This window comes from Pseudomonas sp. S9 (assembly GCF_000222125.1).
GTDB lineage: Bacteria > Pseudomonadota > Gammaproteobacteria > Pseudomonadales > Pseudomonadaceae > Aquipseudomonas > Aquipseudomonas segetis.
This window is the reverse complement of sequence record NZ_AFFX01000003.1, coordinates 119,799-137,989: the sequence shown is the minus strand read 5'-3', so window position 1 is coordinate 137,989 and position 18,191 is coordinate 119,799. Positions and strand designations below refer to the sequence as shown.

Here is an 18,191-nt window from a genome sequence, read left to right as displayed (position 1 = left end):
TGCATCCATCGCGGCTGTACTGGCGATGGATGCAGCGGCTCATAGTTGCGTGCTATTGCAGCCGCAATGAGTTACTGAAGTGACTGATGGCATCGACCACATGCCGTGAGCCTTGCTGGATTTCGACAATCGCCTCGCCGGCCTCGTTGGCCAGCTCAACACCTTGCCCGGTCCTGCCAAGGCTCGACCGCATACTTTCCACCGCACTGAGCGATAGCTCATGGTTCTGCCGCACCACTTCGACGATCTCCAGGGTCGCCTGGCTGGTACGCGCGGCGAGGCTTCTGACTTCATCGGCGACGACCGCAAAACCACGGCCATGCTCACCCGCCCGTGCGGCCTCTATGGCAGCATTGAGGGCAAGCAAGTTGGTTTGATCGGCAATGCCACGAATGGTCTGCACAATATTGCCAATCAGTTCGGACTGCTGGTTGACCGCATCGATACTCTTGGCCGCATCATTCAAGTCATTGGAGATCGCCTCAATCACCTTGACCGTTTGCTGTATCACCGACGAACCTTTTTGCGCACAGGTATCGGTTTGCACCGAGGTGGCATGGGCAGCCTCAGCAGCACTTTGCTGGCTAATGACTTGCTCAGTGATATCGCTGGCGAACTTGACCACTTTGTAGAGGCGATTGTTCGCATCAAAGAGGGGATTGTAGGAAGCCTCAAGGTAGATTCGCTGACCACGACTGTCGACTCGTTGAAAACGTCCGGAGTGAAATTCCCCCCGGTTCAGCGAGGCCCAGAAGTTCTTGTACTCAAGCGACTCGCTTTCACTGCGGTCACAGAAAATCCGGTGATGCTGGCCCTTGACCTGGTCGAGGCTGTTGTGGGGGGTTTTCAGGAAGTTTTCGTTGGCATTTAGGATGTGTCCATCCGGGGAGAACTCGACCACCGCCATCGAGCGGCTCAGCGCATTTATCATGCTCTTGCCCTCACGCTCCCGGTGGATTTGCTGGGTGACATCGGAGGCAATCTTGATCACGCTCACGACTTGATTGTCAGCGTTCTTAACCGGCATGTAGCTGGCTTCCAGCCAGAGTTCACGACCCGATTTGTCCAGGCGCATGAAGGTATCGCTGATCGCTTCGCCCCGTGCCAAGTCGGCCCAGAGCTTGGCATAGGCCTCACTGCGGTAATAAGACTCTTCACAGAAGATGCGATGGTGCTTGCCGCGGACTTCCTCTGCGCTATAACCCATGGCCTCACAGAAATTCTGATTGGCATCGAGAATGATGCCGTCAGGGCGAAATTCAATCATCACCATGGAACGGCTGATGGCGGCCAACTTGGCGTTGACCTCAGCCAATGCAAAGGTGGCGCGTTCTTGTTCTAGACGATCTGTTTTACGCAATGAATTAAACATGAAAAGCCCCTCACCGGCCCCGCATTAAATTAAAAGTTACAGCACCCTGTTACTGCATCACTGCGTGCACACTACTTTTGAATTAACACGTTTTAGTTAATCCTTTAATGACCTCATCAAAACAGAATTTGACGCGAACAAAACAGGCACATTCACAGCATCAAAACCTGTACAGCCTGTATAACCAAGGCTTCCAGACAAGTGCTACTGTTTAGCCATTACCGACTATTCAACTATGCGACCTGAATTAACTTTCGTCAGCAGTACAATAGTATTAATCCAGTCAAATATTGACCAACCCCTGATGTATTGATCGACACTCAAAAACAAAGCTTTATATACAGGCATAAAAAACGGGCCCATAAGGCCCGTTTAAATCCAGCAATTAACGATCAGCTTTTAGCACTGCTTGGTGCTTGCTGCCAGGTCGCTTTTGCCCCTTCGTCAACGGCTTGTTGAATTGCTTTCTTGCGCGCGTTTTCAGCACGTCGGGTCAGCGCCCAGGCGATGAAGGTCACCAGCGATACCGACAACAGGATCAAACTGGCAATGGCATTGATCTCAGGCTTGACCCCAAGACGCACGGCCGAGAACACTTCCATCGGCAAGGTGGTTGAACCCGGCCCGGAAACGAAGCTGGCCAGTACCAAGTCATCCAGCGACAACGCGAAGGACATCATGGCACCCGCGGCCAGCGATGGCGCAATCATCGGAATGGTGATCAAGCAGAACACCTTCAATGGTCGTGCGCCCAGGTCCATGGCCGCTTCTTCGATCGACAGGTCCAGCTCACGCAACCGCGATGACACCACCACCGCCACATAGGCAGTACAGAAGGTGGTGTGGGCAATCCAGATCGTGGCAATGCCACGCTCTGACGGCCAACCGAGCAACTGCGCCATGGCCACGAACAGCAGCAATAGCGACAGACCAGTAATCACCTCCGGCATGACCAATGGTGCGGTGACCAGGCCACCGAACATGGTGCGGCCCTTGAAGCGTGTGACGCGAGTCAGCACAAAGGCAGCCATGGTTCCCAGTATCACCGCAGAGATTGCAGTGTAGAAGGCGATTTCCAGCGAGCGCAGCACGGCATTGATCAACTGCGTGTTGTCGAGCAAGCCGACATACCACTTGACCGACCAGCCACCCCAAACGGTCACCAGGCGCGAGCTGTTGAACGAGTAGATAACCAGGATGACCATCGGCAGGTAGATGAAAAAAAAGCCGAGCCACAGCATGATGTTGGAGAAACTAAAGCGCTTATTCATGCCCTGCCCTCCATTTCCTTGGCCTGGTTACGGTTGAACAGAATGATTGGCACGATCAGCAACGCCAAAATCACCACAGCCAACGCCGAGGCTACCGGCCAGTCACGGTTGTTTAAGAACTCTTTAACGCCGAGGCTACCGGCCAGTCACGGTTGTTGAAGAACTCTTGCCAGAGCACTTTACCGATCATCAGGGTTTCCGGGCCGCCCAGCAGCTCTGGAATCAAGAACTCGCCTACCGCCGGAATAAATACCAGCATGCAGCCCGCAATGATGCCGTTCTTGGACAATGGCACGGTAATTTTCCAGAAGCTGTTGAAGGTGCTTGAACCAAGATCCGAGGCAGCTTCGAGCAGGCTATGGTCGTGTTTAACCAAGTTGGCGAACAGCGGCAGGATCATAAATGGCAAGTACGAATAGACAATACCGATATACACCGCAAAGTTGGTATTGAGTATTTGCAGCGGCTCACTGATCACACCGATCGACATCAGGAAGCCATTGAGAATGCCGTTGTTGCTGAGAATCCCCATCCAGGCATAAACCCGAATCAGAATCGCAGTCCAGGTTGGCATCATCACCAACAACAAGTAGACCGTCTGCATTTCCTTATTGGCACGGGCAATGGCATATGCCATCGGATAGCCAATCAGCAGGCAGATCAGCGTACTGATAAAGGCCATCTTCAGCGAGCCCAGGTAGGCTGCCAAGTACAGCTCATCTTCCGTCAGGAAGATGTAGTTACCCAGGTTGAGGATGATCGACAACTGGCCTTCAGCCCAGGTGTAGATCTCGGTATAGGGCGGAATCGCGACATCTGCTTCGGCAAAGCTGATCTTCATCACGATGATGAAAGGCAGCAGGAAGAACAGAAATAGCCAAATGAACGGGATGCCGATTACGACATGCCGGCCCTTGGGCATCCGGCGACTGATGCTTCGGGATATGTTCATGAGCGCAATGCCACCCCGCTATCGTCCTCCCACCAGACGAAGACCTGATCGTCCCAGGTTGGCCGTGCGCCGCGACGCTCGGCGTTGGCAACGAAGGACTGGACGATCTTGCCGCTTGGTAATTGAACGTGGAAAACCGAGTGGCCACCAAGGTAGGCGATATCGTGGACAGTACCGCGTGACCAGTTGTATTCGAACGATGGCTGCTCGGTGGTCACCAGCAGTTTTTCCGGACGAATCGCGTAGGTAATGCTCTTGTCCTGGACCGAAGTGCTGACACCGTGGCCGACAAATATATTGCGCTCAAGGTCCGGACTGTCGATCAGGGCATGGGCCTCATGATCTTCAACCACCTGGCCTTCGAACAGGTTGACGTTACCAATGAATTCGCAAACCAGGCGGCTGGTCGGGGTTTCATAGATATCAATCGGGCTGCCGATCTGCGCGATCCAACCCAAGTGCATGATCGCGATGCGCTGGGCCATGGTCATGGCCTCTTCCTGATCGTGGGTTACCATTACGCAGGTCACGCCTACGCGCTCGATAATCTCGACCAGCTCCAGTTGCATTTCCGAGCGCAGCTTTTTATCCAGTGCGCCCATGGGCTCATCAAGCAGCAGCAACTTCGGGCTTTTCGCAAGCGAGCGGGCCAGGGCAACACGCTGGCGCTGACCACCCGACAACTGGTGCGGCTTTCGCTTGGCATACTGGGTCATATGCACCAGCTTGAGCATCTCGGCAACACGCGTTTCGATATCAGCCTTTGGCATTTTGTCTTGCTTGAGGCCGAAGGCGATGTTTTCAGCCACGGTCATATGCGGGAACAATGCATAAGACTGAAACATCATGTTGATCGGGCGCTCGTAGGGCGGCATGTCGGTGATGTCTTCACCGTCGAGATAGATGCGACCCTCGGTTGGTCGTTCAAAACCTGCAAGCATGCGCAGCAGGGTTGACTTACCCGAGCCAGAGCCGCCCAGCAAGGCAAAGATCTCGCCTTTATTGATAGTAAGAGAGACGTCATCAACGGCAACCGTTTCATCAAACTTCTTGGTTACACGCTCGATTTTAACCAGCACCTCTTTCGGTTGCTGATCGCCCTCAAGAACCCGTTTATAGGTACTAGAAGCAACTGCCATTACCAAAACTCCCGCAAAATCGCGCCCGCCGTCTTGGCGGCGGGCCGCTTAAAATTATTGTCCTGACTTGATCTTCGTCCAGCTGCGTGTCATCAGACGCTGGATCTTACGAGGCATTTCCTGCTGGATGTACAACCGATCCAGTACTTCCTGAGGAGGGTAAACCGACGGGTTGGTGCTGACCTCCTGGTCCATGAACTTGGCGGACTTGAGGTTGGGGTTGGCGTAACCCACGTAATCACTTACCCCGGCAATGACTTCAGGTTGCAGCAAGTAATTGATAAAGGCATGGGCTTGTTTGACATTCTTCGAATCCGCCGGGATTGCCATCATGTCGAACCACAGGTTGCCACCTTCCTTGGGAATCGCATAAGCGATATCAATGCCCTTGCCTGCTTCTTCTGCACGATCTGCAGCCTGCAGTACGTCTCCGGAGAAGCCGGCCGCCACGCAGATATTGCCATTGGCCAAGTCACTGATGAACTTGGAAGAGTGGAAATAGGTCACGTATGGCCGTACCGCCAAAAGCTTCTCTTCGGCTTTCTTGTAGTCATCCGGGTTCTTGCTGTTTGGATCAAGGCCCATGTAGTTGAGCACCGCTGGAATCATTTCATCGGCCGAATCCAGGAATGACACACCACAGGTGGTGAGGTTCTTCATGTTCTCAGGCTCAAACAGCACCGCCCAGGAATCAATATGGTCGACGCCCAGCACTTCCTTGACCTTCTCGACGTTATAGCCGATGCCGTTGGTACCCCACAGATAAGGCACGGCATACATGTTGCCCGGATCATTGGTCTCTAACTGCTTCATCAAGCGCGGGTCGAGATTCTTCCAGTTAGTCAGTTGGCTGCGATCCAGCTTCTGGAACGCACCAGCACGAATTTGCTTGCCCAGGAAGTTGTTGGACGGCACCACGATGTCATAACCGGTGTTGCCTGACAGCAGCTTTCCTTCAAGGGTTTCGTTGGAGTCGAATACGTCGTACACCGGCTTGATACCAGTGGCCTTCTGGAAGTCGGCCAAGGTGTTCTCGCCGATATAATCACTCCAGTTGTAGATGTGTACGGTCGACTCAGCGGCTTGAGCTGCTGCCGCAACGCCGAGTGCTAGTAAGCTGGCTGTTAGAGTTTTGCTTATTGAGAATCGCACACGTATGTCCTCTTATTTTATGGAGCGGCCAAAAAAAGGCCGGCACTGTATCGGATAAGATCGCTTCTGTTCAGTGGTCTTTTGCTTGTCAGGCTGAACAACACGGTAATTACCGCGCTCTCTGGCGACCGGAACATCAATCGCGAGACCTCAAACTGAACGCGCTTAACGGCGAACAGAAGAATTGAACAATACATGCAAGCTTTCTTTTACCAGTTGACCGGGCACACGAAGGAACCTCTGAAAAACTACTGCGCCAGGTATTACCGCATTGAAAAGCTGCTCAAATGCTCACTTAGAATAACTAAAGTCGAGCGCGACCCTGGTCGCTTTTTCACAGCTTCTACTCCCGTCGCTCGTTACCTTTTTCAGAAACTCCTTGAGACTCGGAAAACTGCATCCATTTCTGATACCACCAGCGGGTTACAACTTCTGCATCAGGCGGTGGGTTCCGCCTGATGCAGGACTACAGTCTTAAATCAACAACACTTAACGGCCCGACTTGACCTTGGTCCAGCTACGGGTCATTGCACGTTGTACCTTCGGAGACAGCTCGGAGAAGGTGTACAACTTCTTCGACGCTTCCTCGGTTGGGTAGATGCCTGGGTTGTTGCGGATTTCTTCCGACACCAGTGGTGTCGCCGCAGCATTACCGTTCGGGTAGGCCACATAGTCAGAAATAGGCGCAATAACCTCTGGCTTGAGGATGTAGTTGAGGAAGGTATAGGCCTCGTCAGCGTTTTTCGCGTCAGCCGGGATAGCCATCATGTCAAAGAATGCGGCAGCACCTTCTTTAGGAATGACATAGCTGACTGGCACGCCATTCTTGGCTTCTTCAGCACGGGCTTCAGCCTGGAAGACATCGCCGGACCAACCCAGGGCCACGCAGATGTTGCCGTTGGCCAGGTCAGAGATGTACTTGGATGAGTGGAAGTAGGTGACATCTGGACGAACCTTGAGCAGCAGCTCTTCAGCCTTTTTCACGTCCTCGACACTTTGTGCAATCGGGTTCAGGCCAAGGTAGTGCAACGCGGCTGCATAGACTTCCTCAGGAGCGTCGAGCATGGAAACGCCGCAAGACTTCAGCTTGTCCATGTTCTCTGGTTTGAAAATGATGTCCCATGAGTCGATCTTGTCGATGCCCAGGGCCGCTTTGACTTTTTCCGGGTTGTAGCCAATGCCCGTGGTGCCCCACAGGTACGGAAATGCGTACTGGTTACCCGGATCAGCGGCTTCGAGCGACTTCATCAGGTCAGGATTGAGGTTTTTCCAGTTTGGTAGCTTGGACTTGTCCAGCTTCTGGAAAACACCAGCCTTGATCTGCTTGGCCAGAAACTGGTTGGACGGCACCACGACGTCATAGCCCGAAGTACCGGCAAGCAGCTTGGCTTCCAGAGTTTCGTTGCTGTCGAAAACGTCGTAGACCACCTTGATACCGGTTTCTTTCTGGAAGTTTTCCAGTGTGTCTTCAGCGATGTAATCGGACCAGTTGTAGACGTGAAGAACTTTATCCTCAGCCTGTGCTGCTCCCACTACAGCAGCCGCCAAGGACAACGCGAGAAGGGTTTTGCCGAAAAATTTCATGCGTAAAGCTCCTGTTGTTTTATAAGTATTCCAGAAGGTAGCGCAGCCTGTTTGCACCACCTTCCGGCGAGCCTGGCCAACGCACTGGCGCAGTCTGGCAATTTCACCGACATTTTTAAACACTCAACTGATTACAGTTGCGAGTTTAATCATTGCAATGCTTTAACCCAGTACTTCGGCAGCCGTCAGATCGAGACATTGACGGGCCTTGGTTACCAGCTCATCGATTTCTGCCTTACTGATCACCAGCGGTGGTGAAATAATCATGGTGTCGCCTACGGCACGCATGATCAAACCATTGCTGAAACAGTGTGTACGGCAAATCATGCCAACACCTTTATCACTCGGGTAACGCTCGCGAGTAGCCTTGTCCTTCACCAATTCAATGGCGCCGAGCATGCCAACACCGCGAACTTCACCCACCAACGGATGGTCAGCCAGCTCACGTAGACGCTTTTGCAAATACGGTGCCGTTTCTTCTTTGACCCGTTCAACAATTTTCTCTTCGCGCAAAATACGCAGGTTTTCCAGGCCTACCGCTGCAGCAACAGGGTGGCCGGAATAGGTAAAGCCATGGTTGAAATCGCCGCCTTGATTGAGCACCTCAACGATTTCATCACGGACGATCAAGCCGCCCATCGGGATGTACCCGGAGGTCAGGCCCTTGGCAATGGTCATCATGTCTGGCGCATTGCCATAGAGGTCACTGCCAAACCACTCGCCGGTGCGCCCGAAGCCACAAATCACTTCGTCAGCGACAAACAGAATTTCATACTTGGCGAGGATCTCACGCACTTTCGGCCAGTAAGTATCTGGCGGGATGATCACACCGCCAGCGCCCTGGATGGGCTCGGCGATAAATGCACCGACATTGTCGGCACCAACTTCGAGAATTTTCTTTTCCAGTTGTTCGGCCGCCCAGATACCGAACTCGTCCGGCGTCATGTCACCGCCTTCGGCGAACCAGTATGGCTCCGCGATATGCACAATGCCCGGAATCGGCAGGCCGCCCTGTTCGTGCATATAAGTCATGCCGCCCAGACTCGCACCGGCCACGGTTGAACCGTGATAGCCGTTGAGACGGCTGATAATGACCTTCTTGTTTGGCTTGCCCTTGATCGCCCAGTAATGGCGGACCATACGCAACATGGTGTCATTGCCTTCGGAGCCTGAACCGGTGAAGAACACATGATTCATGCCTTCCGGGGCCAGTTCCGCAATTTCCTTGGCCAGTTCCAGCGCTGGCGGCGTCGCGGTCATGAAGAACATGTTGTAGTAAGGCAATTCTTGCATCTGCTTGTAAGCAGCTTCGGCCAACTCTTTGCGACCATAGCCCACTGCCACACACCACAGGCCTGCCATGGCATCGAGGATTTTATGCCCCTCGCTGTCCCACAGATAAACACCTTCTGCGCGAGTGATGATGCGCGGCCCTACTTCCGCCAATTGCTTGAAGTCGCTGAACGGCGCGAGATGATGCTCGCGGCCCATCGCCTGCCATTCACGGGTTTTTGGGTTAGTCGCCTGGTTAGTCATATCCACCTCTAAAAATGCATGTAGCGTGCGCCGGACAAAACTGCCCGGCGCCCGTTCAATTACACGGACAGCAGCAGGAATTCACGCTCCCAAGAGCTGATCACCCGCTTATAGTTCTCATGCTCTGCGCGCTTGACCGCCACATAGCCACTGATGAACTTGCGGCCCAGGTACTCCTCGGCCACCTTGCAGTTTTCCATTCGCTCCAGCGCGGCTTCCAACGTCAGGGGCAGACGCAGGTTGCGGCGCTCATAGCCACGCCCTTCAACTGGCGCACTTGGCTCTATACCTTCGACCATACCGATATAGCCGCACAACAGGCTGGCAGCCAGCGCCAGATAAGGGTTGGCATCGGCACCGGCCAGGCGGTTTTCAACGCGGCGATTCTCTGGAGAAGCATCGGGAACACGCAAGCCAACGGTGCGATTCTCCTCACCCCACTCAACGTTTACAGGCGCCGAGGTATCCGGCAGGAAACGGCGGAACGAATTAACGTTCGGTGCGAACAGCGGTAGCAACTCAGGAATCAGCTTCTGCAAACCACCGATGTGGTGCAAGAACAGCTCACTCATTGTGCCGTCGTCATTGGAGAAGATATTTTTGCCGGTGTTCTTGTCGATGATGCTTTGGTGCACATGCATCGCGCTGCCTGGCTGGTCGGTAATCGGCTTGGCCATAAAGGTTGCCGTTACATCATGCTTGAGCGCGGCTTCACGCATGGTGCGCTTGAACACCAAGACCTGGTCGGCCAGATGCAGTGGTTCGCCATGACGGAAGTTGATTTCCATCTGCGCCGGGCCTTCCTCGTGGATCAGGGTATCCAGGTCCAGGCCTTGAATCTCGCACCAGTCATACATGTCTTCAAACAGCGGGTCGAATTCGTTCGCCGCATCAATGGAGAACGACTGACGACCGGTTTCCGGGCGGCCCGAACGGCCCAGCGGGGCTTCCAGCGGGAAGTCTGGGTCGGCATTGCGCTTGGTCAGGTAAAACTCCATTTCTGGCGCCATGATCGGCTGCCAGCCTTTGTCGGAGTAGAGCTTGAGCACTTTCTTGAGAATGTTGCGCGGCGACAACTCAATCGGGTTGCCTTGCTTGTCATAGGTGTCGTGAATCACCTGGGCAGTCGGCTCGATCGCCCAAGGTACAAGGAATACAGCGCTCTCATCGGGACGGCAGACCATATCGATGTCCGCCGGATCGAGCAGGTCGTAATAGATGTCGTCCTCGACATAATCGCCCGTCACGGTTTGCAGCAACACACTCTCTGGGAGGCGCATGCCTTTTTCCGCAATGAACTTGTTGGTTGGCGAAATCTTGCCGCGGGCAATGCCGGTAAGATCGCTGACCAGACACTCAACTTCGGTGATTTTGCGTTCTTTCAGCCAGCTGGATAGCTGGTCTATTTTGGTACTCATAGAGACCTCAGGGTTGGTTGAGCCGACTATTGATTGAGTCGGCCTCAGCGTTGCCCCGCCCTCTTCCTGCAAGCCTCACCAAAGGCCTGGAAGATGGCGAGATAATTCGGATTAGATCGTACCTGCCATTCGGGGTGCCATTGCACCCCCAAGGCAAAGCTTTTTGCACCTTCGACGGAAAAAGCCTCGATCAACCCGTCAGGCGCCAGCGCTTCAACTCGAAGGCCCGGCGCCAGACGCTGAACGCCCTGACCATGTATGGAATTGACTTCGATCTGCGCTGACAAGCCGATGCCAGCGAGAATGCCACCAGGCTGCACATGCAGCGCATGACGAGGTGCATATTGCACCTCGAGCGGCTCGTCCTGCGGTTCACGATGATCCATGAAGCCTTCGACTTCGTGCACTTTCTGGTGCAGCGTGCCACCGAAGACCACGTTCATTTCCTGGAAGCCGCGACACACACCGAGCACCGGAACCCCGGCCGCGATCGCAGCCTTCAACAGGGGCAAGGTGGTGCTGTCTCGCGCAGGATCGTGCAAAGTGCCAGGCTCGCTGGCCGGGCCATTGTAATGATGCGGTTCGACATTGGATGGCGAGCCGGTAAACAGCAAACCGTGCAGATTATCGAGCAGGGTAGGCTGATCCAGCAGCTCGCCGAGTGAAGGAATAATCACCGGCAAACCAGCTGCACCCAGAACCACTGCGCGAACATACTTGTCGCCGGTAACGTGGTAAGGATGAGGGCCAATCTGTTTTGTATCAGAGGTGACGCCGATTATCGGCAGGCGTGACATGGGGCACCCGTTTTATTGCTGTTAGTGGGTTTGAACCGAGCTTAGCCTTGTTCATTTTTTTTCACAATAGCCATGTAAAAAATTGAACACACCCCACTGAGCACCGCACAGGCAAAGGGCTCAAGAGGCTCTGAAACTCCCCGAAACGCCCTAAAATTGGCCGCACAGCCCTATTTTGGGGCAAAATACGCCTCTCTTGACAGCGCAAGGTGTTTAAGATTGACTCACACCTGTGCATTCGCATGATTGATATTTTTAACAAGAAAGGTGTTGCATCATGTCGGTACCCCCGCGTGCCGTTCAGCTTAATGAAGCGAACGCGTTCCTTAAGGAACATCCTGAGGTCCAGTTCGTCGACCTTCTTATTGCAGATATGAATGGCGTGGTGCGTGGCAAACGCATCGAACGCGCCAGTCTTCATAAAGTGTACGAGAAAGGTATTAACCTTCCCGCTTCTTTATTCGCACTCGATATCAATGGTTCAACGGTAGAAAGTACCGGCCTGGGCCTGGATATTGGTGATGCGGATCGTATCTGCTTCCCGATTCCCGACACACTGTGCAATGAGCCATGGCAGAAGCGCCCAACCGCGCAACTGTTGATGACCATGCACGAACTCGATGGCAAGCCATTCTTTGCCGATCCACGAGAGGTGTTGCGTCAGGTAGTACAGAAGTTCGACGAACTAGGCCTAACCATCTGCGCCGCTTTCGAATTGGAGTTTTACCTGATCGACCAGGAGAACGTGAACGGCCGTCCACAGCCGCCACGCTCGCCTATTTCCGGTAAACGCCCACACTCGACCCAGGTTTACCTGATCGATGACCTCGACGAATACGTTGATTGCCTGCAAGACATGCTCGAAGCCGCGAAAGAGCAAGACTTGCCTGCTGACGCCATCGTCAAGGAAAGTGCCCCGGCGCAGTTCGAAGTCAACCTGCATCACACCAAAGACGCGATCAAGGCCTGCGACTATGCCTTGCTGCTCAAGCGCCTGATCAAGAACATTGCCTACGACCACGAAATGGACTCGACCTTCATGGCCAAGCCCTATCCAGGTCAGGCCGGCAATGGTCTGCATGTGCATATTTCCCTGCTCGACAAGAAGACTGGGCAAAACATCTTTACCTCGGAAGATCCGCTGGAAAACGATGCCTTGCGCCACTCGATTGGCGGCATTCTGGAAACCATGCCTGCGTCAATGGCGTTCCTCTGCCCTAACGTCAACTCATACCGCCGCTTTGGCGCACAGTTTTATGTGCCTAATGCGCCGAGCTGGGGGATTGATAACCGCACGGTCGCTGTTCGCGTACCTACCGGCAGTCCGGACTCGGTGCGGATCGAGCAACGTGTTGCCGGTGCCGACGCCAACCCGTACCTGATGATGGCCTCGATTCTGGCCGGTATCCACCATGGCCTGACCAACAAGATCGAACGGGGCGAGCCGATTGAAGGCAACTCCTACGAGCAGTTGGAACAGAGCCTGCCGAACAACCTGCGTGATGCCCTGCGCGAGTTGGACGACAGCGAAATCATGGCCAAGTACATCAGCCCTGAATACATCGACATCTTTGTCGCCTGTAAAGAAAGTGAGCTGGCTGAATTCGAGCACTCGATTTCAGATCTGGAATACAACTGGTATCTCCATACCGTATAAGCCCAGGTAACACCCGACGCCGGCCTTGAGCCGGCGTCTTTTTGAGTCACGCGCCAAGGCGTGAAAAAACAAGAAGACAAGCTCGACACTGGCCCTTTTGCCCGGACATTCAGCTGCAACCCCTGTACCAGCAAAAGCCCACAATAGTGAATGCCGAACTAAAGTATGTTCAGTTAAAGGCTGTGAGTAGCGTCTCAACACCGCGATACATTGCGTAGTAGCTTTCGTCCGACCTGCCAAGTACCCACTTTCCAGCCGTCGCTACTGGTACGGTTGATGATGTTTACAGGAACAGATCTATGCCTCGTTTGTACGCCCTGCTTCTACTTGTATTGACCTCGTTGTCCGTCAATGCCCAAGAAATGATTCGCGTCTACAACTGGAACGACTACATAGCACCGCAAGTGCTCAAGGACTTCGAGGCAGAAACCGGCATCAAGGTCGAGTACCACACCTTCAGCACAGCGGAAGAGCTGAGCAAAGTCATGGCCAGCGGTGAACCCATCGATGTTGCCGTGCCGTCCAACGACACCATTCCCGAATTGATCAAGGCCAAGGCCATCTTGCCCTTGGACATGAGCCTGCTGCCCAATCGCACGCACCTCGACAAACAGCTGCTGAGCAAGCTTGCAGCTGTCGACCCCGACAACCGCTACGCAGTGCCTTACCTGTGGGGCTCGGTTGGCCTGGCGATTAATACGCCCCAGGCAGAAGCGGCCTACGGGGGCCCGTTACCGGATAGCTGGAGCGTCCTGTTCGATCCGCAAAACAGTGCTCGCCTGAGCAGCTGTGGCATCAGCGTCCTGGATGCATCGGACGAAGCCTTATCCTTGGTCCTGAACTATCAAGGCCGCGATTTCTCGCGCAGCGCCCCTAGCCGCATCCGCCGCGCAGGCGAGATCCTGAAGAACATTCGCCCCAACCTGCGCTACGTCGACAGCGAGCGCTACATCGAGGACCTCAACAACGGCAAGTTGTGCATGGCCATGGCCTGGGTAGGTGATGCGCTGGCCGCCAAGCAGGCTGGCCAGCCAATCAACTTTATCGTGCCGTCCGAAGGCTCGGTGCTGTTTATCGACAATCTGGTTATTCCAAGCACAGCCCGGCGCGCCGACTTGGCACACCGATTCATCAATTACCTGATGCAACCTGAAGTTGCTGCCGAAATCACCACTGAAACCCTCTACCCGAACGCCAACAGCGACTCCAGGCAGTTCCTGGATGCCTCTTTGCAGGCGATGCCCGACCTGTATCCGAATATCGAAATCAAACGCCGCCTGTACACGCTCAAAACCCTTTCTGATGAGCAAAAAGCCGTACGCGACGAGGTGTGGCAACAGTTCACCCCGCAATAGCGACAGTCAGGCTGCCGAATCGTCACGGTGACTCGGCAGCGCCATATTTCAGTTCGCCATGTCGTTCAATTGACGCAACCACTGCGACTGACCTATTGTTGACAGCTACTGTCCTGCGCAATGGAATGAACTGGAGCACTCATGAAAACCCTACATTTACTCTTGCTCATCCTGTTTGCGAGCACCCTCACAGGCTGCGGCTAGAACGACATGCAGCGCCAGGATGAAGCCGTCAAGGCCGCATGGTCCGAGGTCGTCAACCAATACCAGCGCCGCGCCGACCTGGTTCCCAACCTGGTCAATACGGTCAAGGGCTACGCCCAGCACGAAGAAAAAGTCTTTGTCGAAGTAACCAATGCACGTGCCAAGGTCGGCAGCGTGCAAATCAACAGCGACTCGCTCAACGACCCACAGAAGCTCCAGCAATTCCAGGCTGCCCAAGGCGAGTTGTCCAGCGCCCTGTCGCGCTTGATGGTGGTAAGCGAGCGCTACCCTGAGTTGAAAGCCGATGGGCTGTTCCAGAATCTTCAGGCTCAACTCGAAGGCACCGAAAACCCCGTGACAGTTGCACGCAACCGCTACGTCCAGGCGGTACAGCAATACAACACCCTGATTCGCACCTTCCCAAACAACTTGACGGCGATGGTGTTGAGTTATGAGGTCAAGCCAAACTTCAGTGTCGAGAACGAGAAGGAAATCTCCACGGCACCGGCGGTAGACTTTGGCAACAGCACAGCACCTGCCACGCAGTAACATGAAGCCATTTCACCACTGGATTCAGCGCCTTTTTCTGGCGCTGATGCTTATCGTCCCGGTTTTGGTCCATGCCGCCGAAGTACCCATGCTCAAACGCCATGTCACCGACCAGACCGGCACCCTGACTACCGAGCAAATCGAGCAACTCGACCAGCAACTGGTTGCGCTGGAGAAACGCAAGGGCGCGCAAATGGTGGTGCTGATCGTATCGACCACCGCGCCGCAAGATATCGAGAGCTACTCATTAGCCGTTGCCGAGGCCAACAAGATTGGTCGCAAGGGCACCGATGACGGCTTGTTGCTGCTGGTCGCCAAGGATGATCGGCGTGATCGTATCGAAGTCGGTTACGGCCTTGAGGGCGCGGTGCCCGACGCAGCTGCCGCACGCATCCAACGCGAGTTCATTGAGTCACGCTTCAAACAAGGTGACTTCTTCGGCGGCATTAGTGCCGGTGTTGATGCACTGACCAAGCTGATTGATGGCGAGGCCCTGCCGCCACCAACCCAACGCAGCGAAAGCAGTGGTCTTGGCGCCATCATTGCCCTGTCTGTGTTTGCTCTTTTGATGCCAGCAATCATTCTGCGCATGATCGTGGGCGCCATCATTGGCCGGCGCGGCTTGATACCCCGCATGGCCGTGGGCGCTGTACTGATGTCATTGTTTGCACTCTTCACCCAAGGCACACTGGCCGCCGTGTTGATTGGTGCAGTGATGGGCGCTGCCTTTCTCGCCATACCGCTTGGCGTAATAAACATCGGCAGCGGTTCTGGACGCAGCAGTGGCGGCGGCTTCGGTGGCGGTGGTTTTAGTGGCGGCAGCGGTGGCGGCGGTGGTTTCAGCGGCGGCGGCGGCAGTTTCGGGGGCGGCGGTTCGTCGGGTAGCTGGTGATGACAGTGATAAAACGTGTATTGATCCACCTCTTCTCAGGCTGGTTCCAGCTGCGTCGCAATTTTCCGGCCCCCTTGCTGGCTGAAATCAGCCAGGCAATAAGCACTGGTGAAAAACTGCATATTGGCGAGGTGCGCTTTGCCATTGAGTCGCGCCTGCCCTTGGTTGAGGTATTGACCGGCGTCACGTCGCGCTCGCGTGCCGAGCAGGTTTTCGCCGAACAAGGCGTATGGGATACCGAGCACAACAGCGGTATCTTGATCTGCCTGCTGCTTGCCGAACATCGCGTTGAAATCGTTGCCGACCGAGGCATTTCGCGCCACGTCGAGCAAGCGCAGTGGGACGCAATCTGTTCGCGCATGTGCGAACACTTTGCCCAGGGCCTGTGGCGCCAAGGCAGCCTTGAAGCCATTACCCAGGCCCACAGCTTGCTCGCGCAGCATTTTGCAGCGCCGAGTACAGGCAACCCTAATGAGCTGCCCGACCAGCCGATTATTCTGTAACCTGCCTGGCCAGGCGAATAAACCGCTAATGATTCCTTGACCTGAGCGGACCATGCCACGCCCGACGACTGTCCGTAACCCCCGCGCCAGCAGCCAAGCCGGTATCGCTGCGATTCTTGCGGCTGCCCGTGAGTTGCTAGCCGAACAAGGGGTGGCCGGCCTGTCGATCTACAGCGTTGCCGAGCGCGCGCAGATTCCCCCGTCATCGGTTTACCACTTCTTTACCAGCGTCCCGGCTTTGCTTGAAGCCCTTACAGCAGATGTTCATGCGGCCTTTCGCGCCTGCCTGCAACAACCGATTGATCATGCGCAATTGCGCAGCTGGCGCGACCTTTCAGCCATAGTCGAACAGCGCATGCTGGCGATTTACGCGGATGATGCCGCAGCCCGCCAGTTGATTCTGGCGCAGCATGGCTTAAGCGAGATAACCCACGCCGACCGGCAACACGACATCGAACTGGGCCAGTTGATGCAATCGCTGTTCGAGCGGCACTTCGCCCTGCCAACCCTGCCCGATGATATTGATGTGTTTGCACTGGCCATGGAGCTTGGTGATCGCGTCTATGCGCGCTCAGTGCAACAGCATGGCCACATCAACCCACGGCTTGCCGAAGAAGGCATGCGCGTATTCGATGCATATCTGGGCCTGTATCTGCCCATCTGCCTGCCCAAGCGCCCCACCGCCCTGTAATCAGCCCAAAGAACCTTGTGGCAGCCAAACGGCTGTCCATGGCATTGCTATTCCTACAATATAGATATCGATATTTATCGATTAAAAACACATAAAAATACGCTACCTCTTCATATTTTTCTTTTAAAGCAGATTTTTATCGACTATAAATGCACTCACTCAAGGCCAACTCGCCCAGCTTCAAGCCATCTCGATGCGAAGGTTGAAGCTGGGCGCCGAACGTTTTTACGAGGTGTCCAATGTCACGTACCGTTACTGTCGCCGCTACGCAAATGGCTTGCTCGTGGGATCGCGCAGCCAATCTCGCCACTGCCGAGAAACTGGTGCGTGAAGCAGCAGCAAAAGGCGCTCAGATCATCCTGATCCAGGAACTGTTCGAAACGCCCTACTTTTGCCAAAAACCCAACCCGGATTTCCTGCAATTGGCGACTGCTGTCGAAGCCAACGCAGCCATTGCACACTTCCAGCAAGTCGCCAAAGAGCTGCAAGTGGTGCTGCCAATCAGCTTCTATGAACTGGCCGGTCGGGCGCGCTTTAACAGCATTGCGATTATCGATGCCGACGGTAGCAATCTGGGAATCTACCGCAAAAGCCACATTCCAGACGGCCCCGGCTATCACGAGAAGTACTATTTCAACCCAGGCGACACCGGCTTCAAGGTCTGGAATACCCGCTACGCCAAGATAGGCGTGGGCATCTGCTGGGACCAGTGGTTCCCCGAATGTGCGAGGAGCATGGCCCTGCTTGGCGCCGAGATTCTGTTTTACCCCACCGCGATTGGCAGCGAGCCGCATGACCCCAGCATCAACTCGCGCGATCACTGGCAACGCGTACAACAAGGTCATGCCGGTGCCAACCTGATGCCGCTGGTCGCCAGCAACCGTATCGGCCGAGAAGAACAGGACGGCTCCGGAATTACATTCTACGGTTCATCGTTTATTGCCGATCAATTTGGCGCTAAAGTTGAAGAACTGAATGAAACCGAAGAAGCTGTGCTGGTCCATAGCTTCGATCTCGACAAACTTGAACACATACGCAGCGCCTGGGGCTCTTTCCGTGATCGTCGCCCTAACCTGTACGGGCCATTAAAAACCCTCGACGGCGTACTCGAGTCTTAAA

General features: G+C 54.7%; 13 protein-coding genes and 4 pseudogenes. 7 read left to right on the top strand and 10 right to left on the bottom strand.

The features are described from left to right. Positions 1-52 precede the first annotated feature (52 nt). The 10 genes and pseudogenes from PSES9_RS25665 to PSES9_RS0107275 all read right to left on the bottom strand — a co-directional run. Positions 53-406: pseudogene (locus tag PSES9_RS25665) on the bottom strand (methyl-accepting chemotaxis protein); the annotation flags it as partial. Between the two features lie 186 nt (positions 407-592). Next, positions 593-1,372, bottom strand: a pseudogene (locus PSES9_RS25660) (PAS domain-containing protein); the annotation flags it as partial. 392 nt (positions 1,373-1,764) lie between these two features. After that, the gene (locus PSES9_RS0107320) at positions 1,765-2,643 is read right to left on the bottom strand and encodes an ABC transporter permease subunit (RefSeq protein WP_010485554.1); all 879 of its coding nucleotides are present in this window, start codon (positions 2,641-2,643) and stop codon (positions 1,765-1,767) included. Beyond that, a pseudogene (locus PSES9_RS23080) lies at positions 2,640-3,565 on the bottom strand (ABC transporter permease subunit). Before PSES9_RS23080 ends, PSES9_RS0107320 begins: the two are co-directional and overlap by 4 nt. Positions 3,566-3,591: 26 nt before the next feature. Next, positions 3,592-4,734: a polyamine ABC transporter ATP-binding protein gene (gene potA / locus PSES9_RS0107310; RefSeq protein ID WP_010485552.1), complete on the bottom strand. Its 1,143-nt coding sequence runs from the start codon at positions 4,732-4,734 to the stop codon at positions 3,592-3,594. Positions 4,735-4,788: 54 nt separating this feature from the next. Further along, positions 4,789-5,886 carry a polyamine ABC transporter substrate-binding protein gene (locus PSES9_RS0107305; RefSeq protein ID WP_010485550.1) on the bottom strand — a complete coding sequence of 366 codons (1,098 nt, stop codon included), beginning with the start codon at positions 5,884-5,886 and terminating at the stop codon, positions 4,789-4,791. A 489-nt stretch (positions 5,887-6,375) separates the two neighbouring features. Further along, entirely contained in the window at positions 6,376-7,470 is a 1,095-nt protein-coding gene (locus PSES9_RS0107290) for a polyamine ABC transporter substrate-binding protein (RefSeq protein ID WP_010485546.1), read from the bottom strand. A 162-nt stretch (positions 7,471-7,632) separates the two neighbouring features. Continuing rightward, positions 7,633-9,006 carry an aspartate aminotransferase family protein gene (locus PSES9_RS0107285; protein WP_010485545.1) on the bottom strand — a complete coding sequence of 458 codons (1,374 nt, stop codon included), beginning with the start codon at positions 9,004-9,006 and terminating at the stop codon, positions 7,633-7,635. A gap of 59 nt (positions 9,007-9,065) precedes the next feature. Continuing rightward, on the bottom strand, positions 9,066-10,424 hold the full coding sequence (locus tag PSES9_RS0107280; RefSeq protein ID WP_010485543.1) for a glutamine synthetase family protein: 1,359 nt from the start codon (positions 10,422-10,424) through the stop codon (positions 9,066-9,068). A 44-nt stretch (positions 10,425-10,468) separates the two neighbouring features. Then, complete coding sequence (locus PSES9_RS0107275) at positions 10,469-11,221, bottom strand: gamma-glutamyl-gamma-aminobutyrate hydrolase family protein (RefSeq protein ID WP_010485541.1); 753 nt, start codon at positions 11,219-11,221, stop codon at positions 10,469-10,471. Between the two features lie 277 nt (positions 11,222-11,498). Between PSES9_RS0107275 and PSES9_RS0107270 the strand changes: the two genes are divergently transcribed. The 7 genes and pseudogenes from PSES9_RS0107270 to aguB all read left to right on the top strand — a co-directional run bounded on the left by PSES9_RS0107270 (position 11,499) and on the right by aguB (position 18,190). Continuing rightward, a complete protein-coding gene (locus PSES9_RS0107270) occupies positions 11,499-12,878 on the top strand; it encodes a glutamine synthetase family protein (RefSeq protein WP_010485538.1) in 1,380 nt (459 codons plus the stop codon). A 299-nt stretch (positions 12,879-13,177) separates the two neighbouring features. Continuing rightward, entirely contained in the window at positions 13,178-14,233 is a 1,056-nt protein-coding gene (locus PSES9_RS0107265; protein WP_010485536.1) for a polyamine ABC transporter substrate-binding protein, read from the top strand. Positions 14,234-14,374: 141 nt separating this feature from the next. Beyond that, a pseudogene (locus PSES9_RS23075) lies at positions 14,375-14,986 on the top strand (LemA family protein). A gap of 1 nt (position 14,987) precedes the next feature. Next, positions 14,988-15,878 (top strand): TPM domain-containing protein, encoded by an 891-nt coding sequence (locus PSES9_RS25500; RefSeq protein ID WP_010485531.1) that lies wholly within the window; start codon positions 14,988-14,990, stop codon positions 15,876-15,878. Then, positions 15,878-16,381 carry a TPM domain-containing protein gene (locus tag PSES9_RS0107250; RefSeq protein ID WP_010485529.1) on the top strand — a complete coding sequence of 168 codons (504 nt, stop codon included), beginning with the start codon at positions 15,878-15,880 and terminating at the stop codon, positions 16,379-16,381. Before PSES9_RS25500 ends, PSES9_RS0107250 begins: the two co-directional genes overlap by 1 nt. A gap of 52 nt (positions 16,382-16,433) precedes the next feature. Then, positions 16,434-17,072 (top strand): TetR/AcrR family transcriptional regulator, encoded by a 639-nt coding sequence (locus tag PSES9_RS0107245; protein WP_010485527.1) that lies wholly within the window; start codon positions 16,434-16,436, stop codon positions 17,070-17,072. A 239-nt stretch (positions 17,073-17,311) separates the two neighbouring features. Continuing rightward, complete coding sequence (gene aguB / locus PSES9_RS0107240; protein ID WP_010485525.1) at positions 17,312-18,190, top strand: N-carbamoylputrescine amidase; 879 nt, start codon at positions 17,312-17,314, stop codon at positions 18,188-18,190. Position 18,191 lies beyond the last annotated feature (1 nt).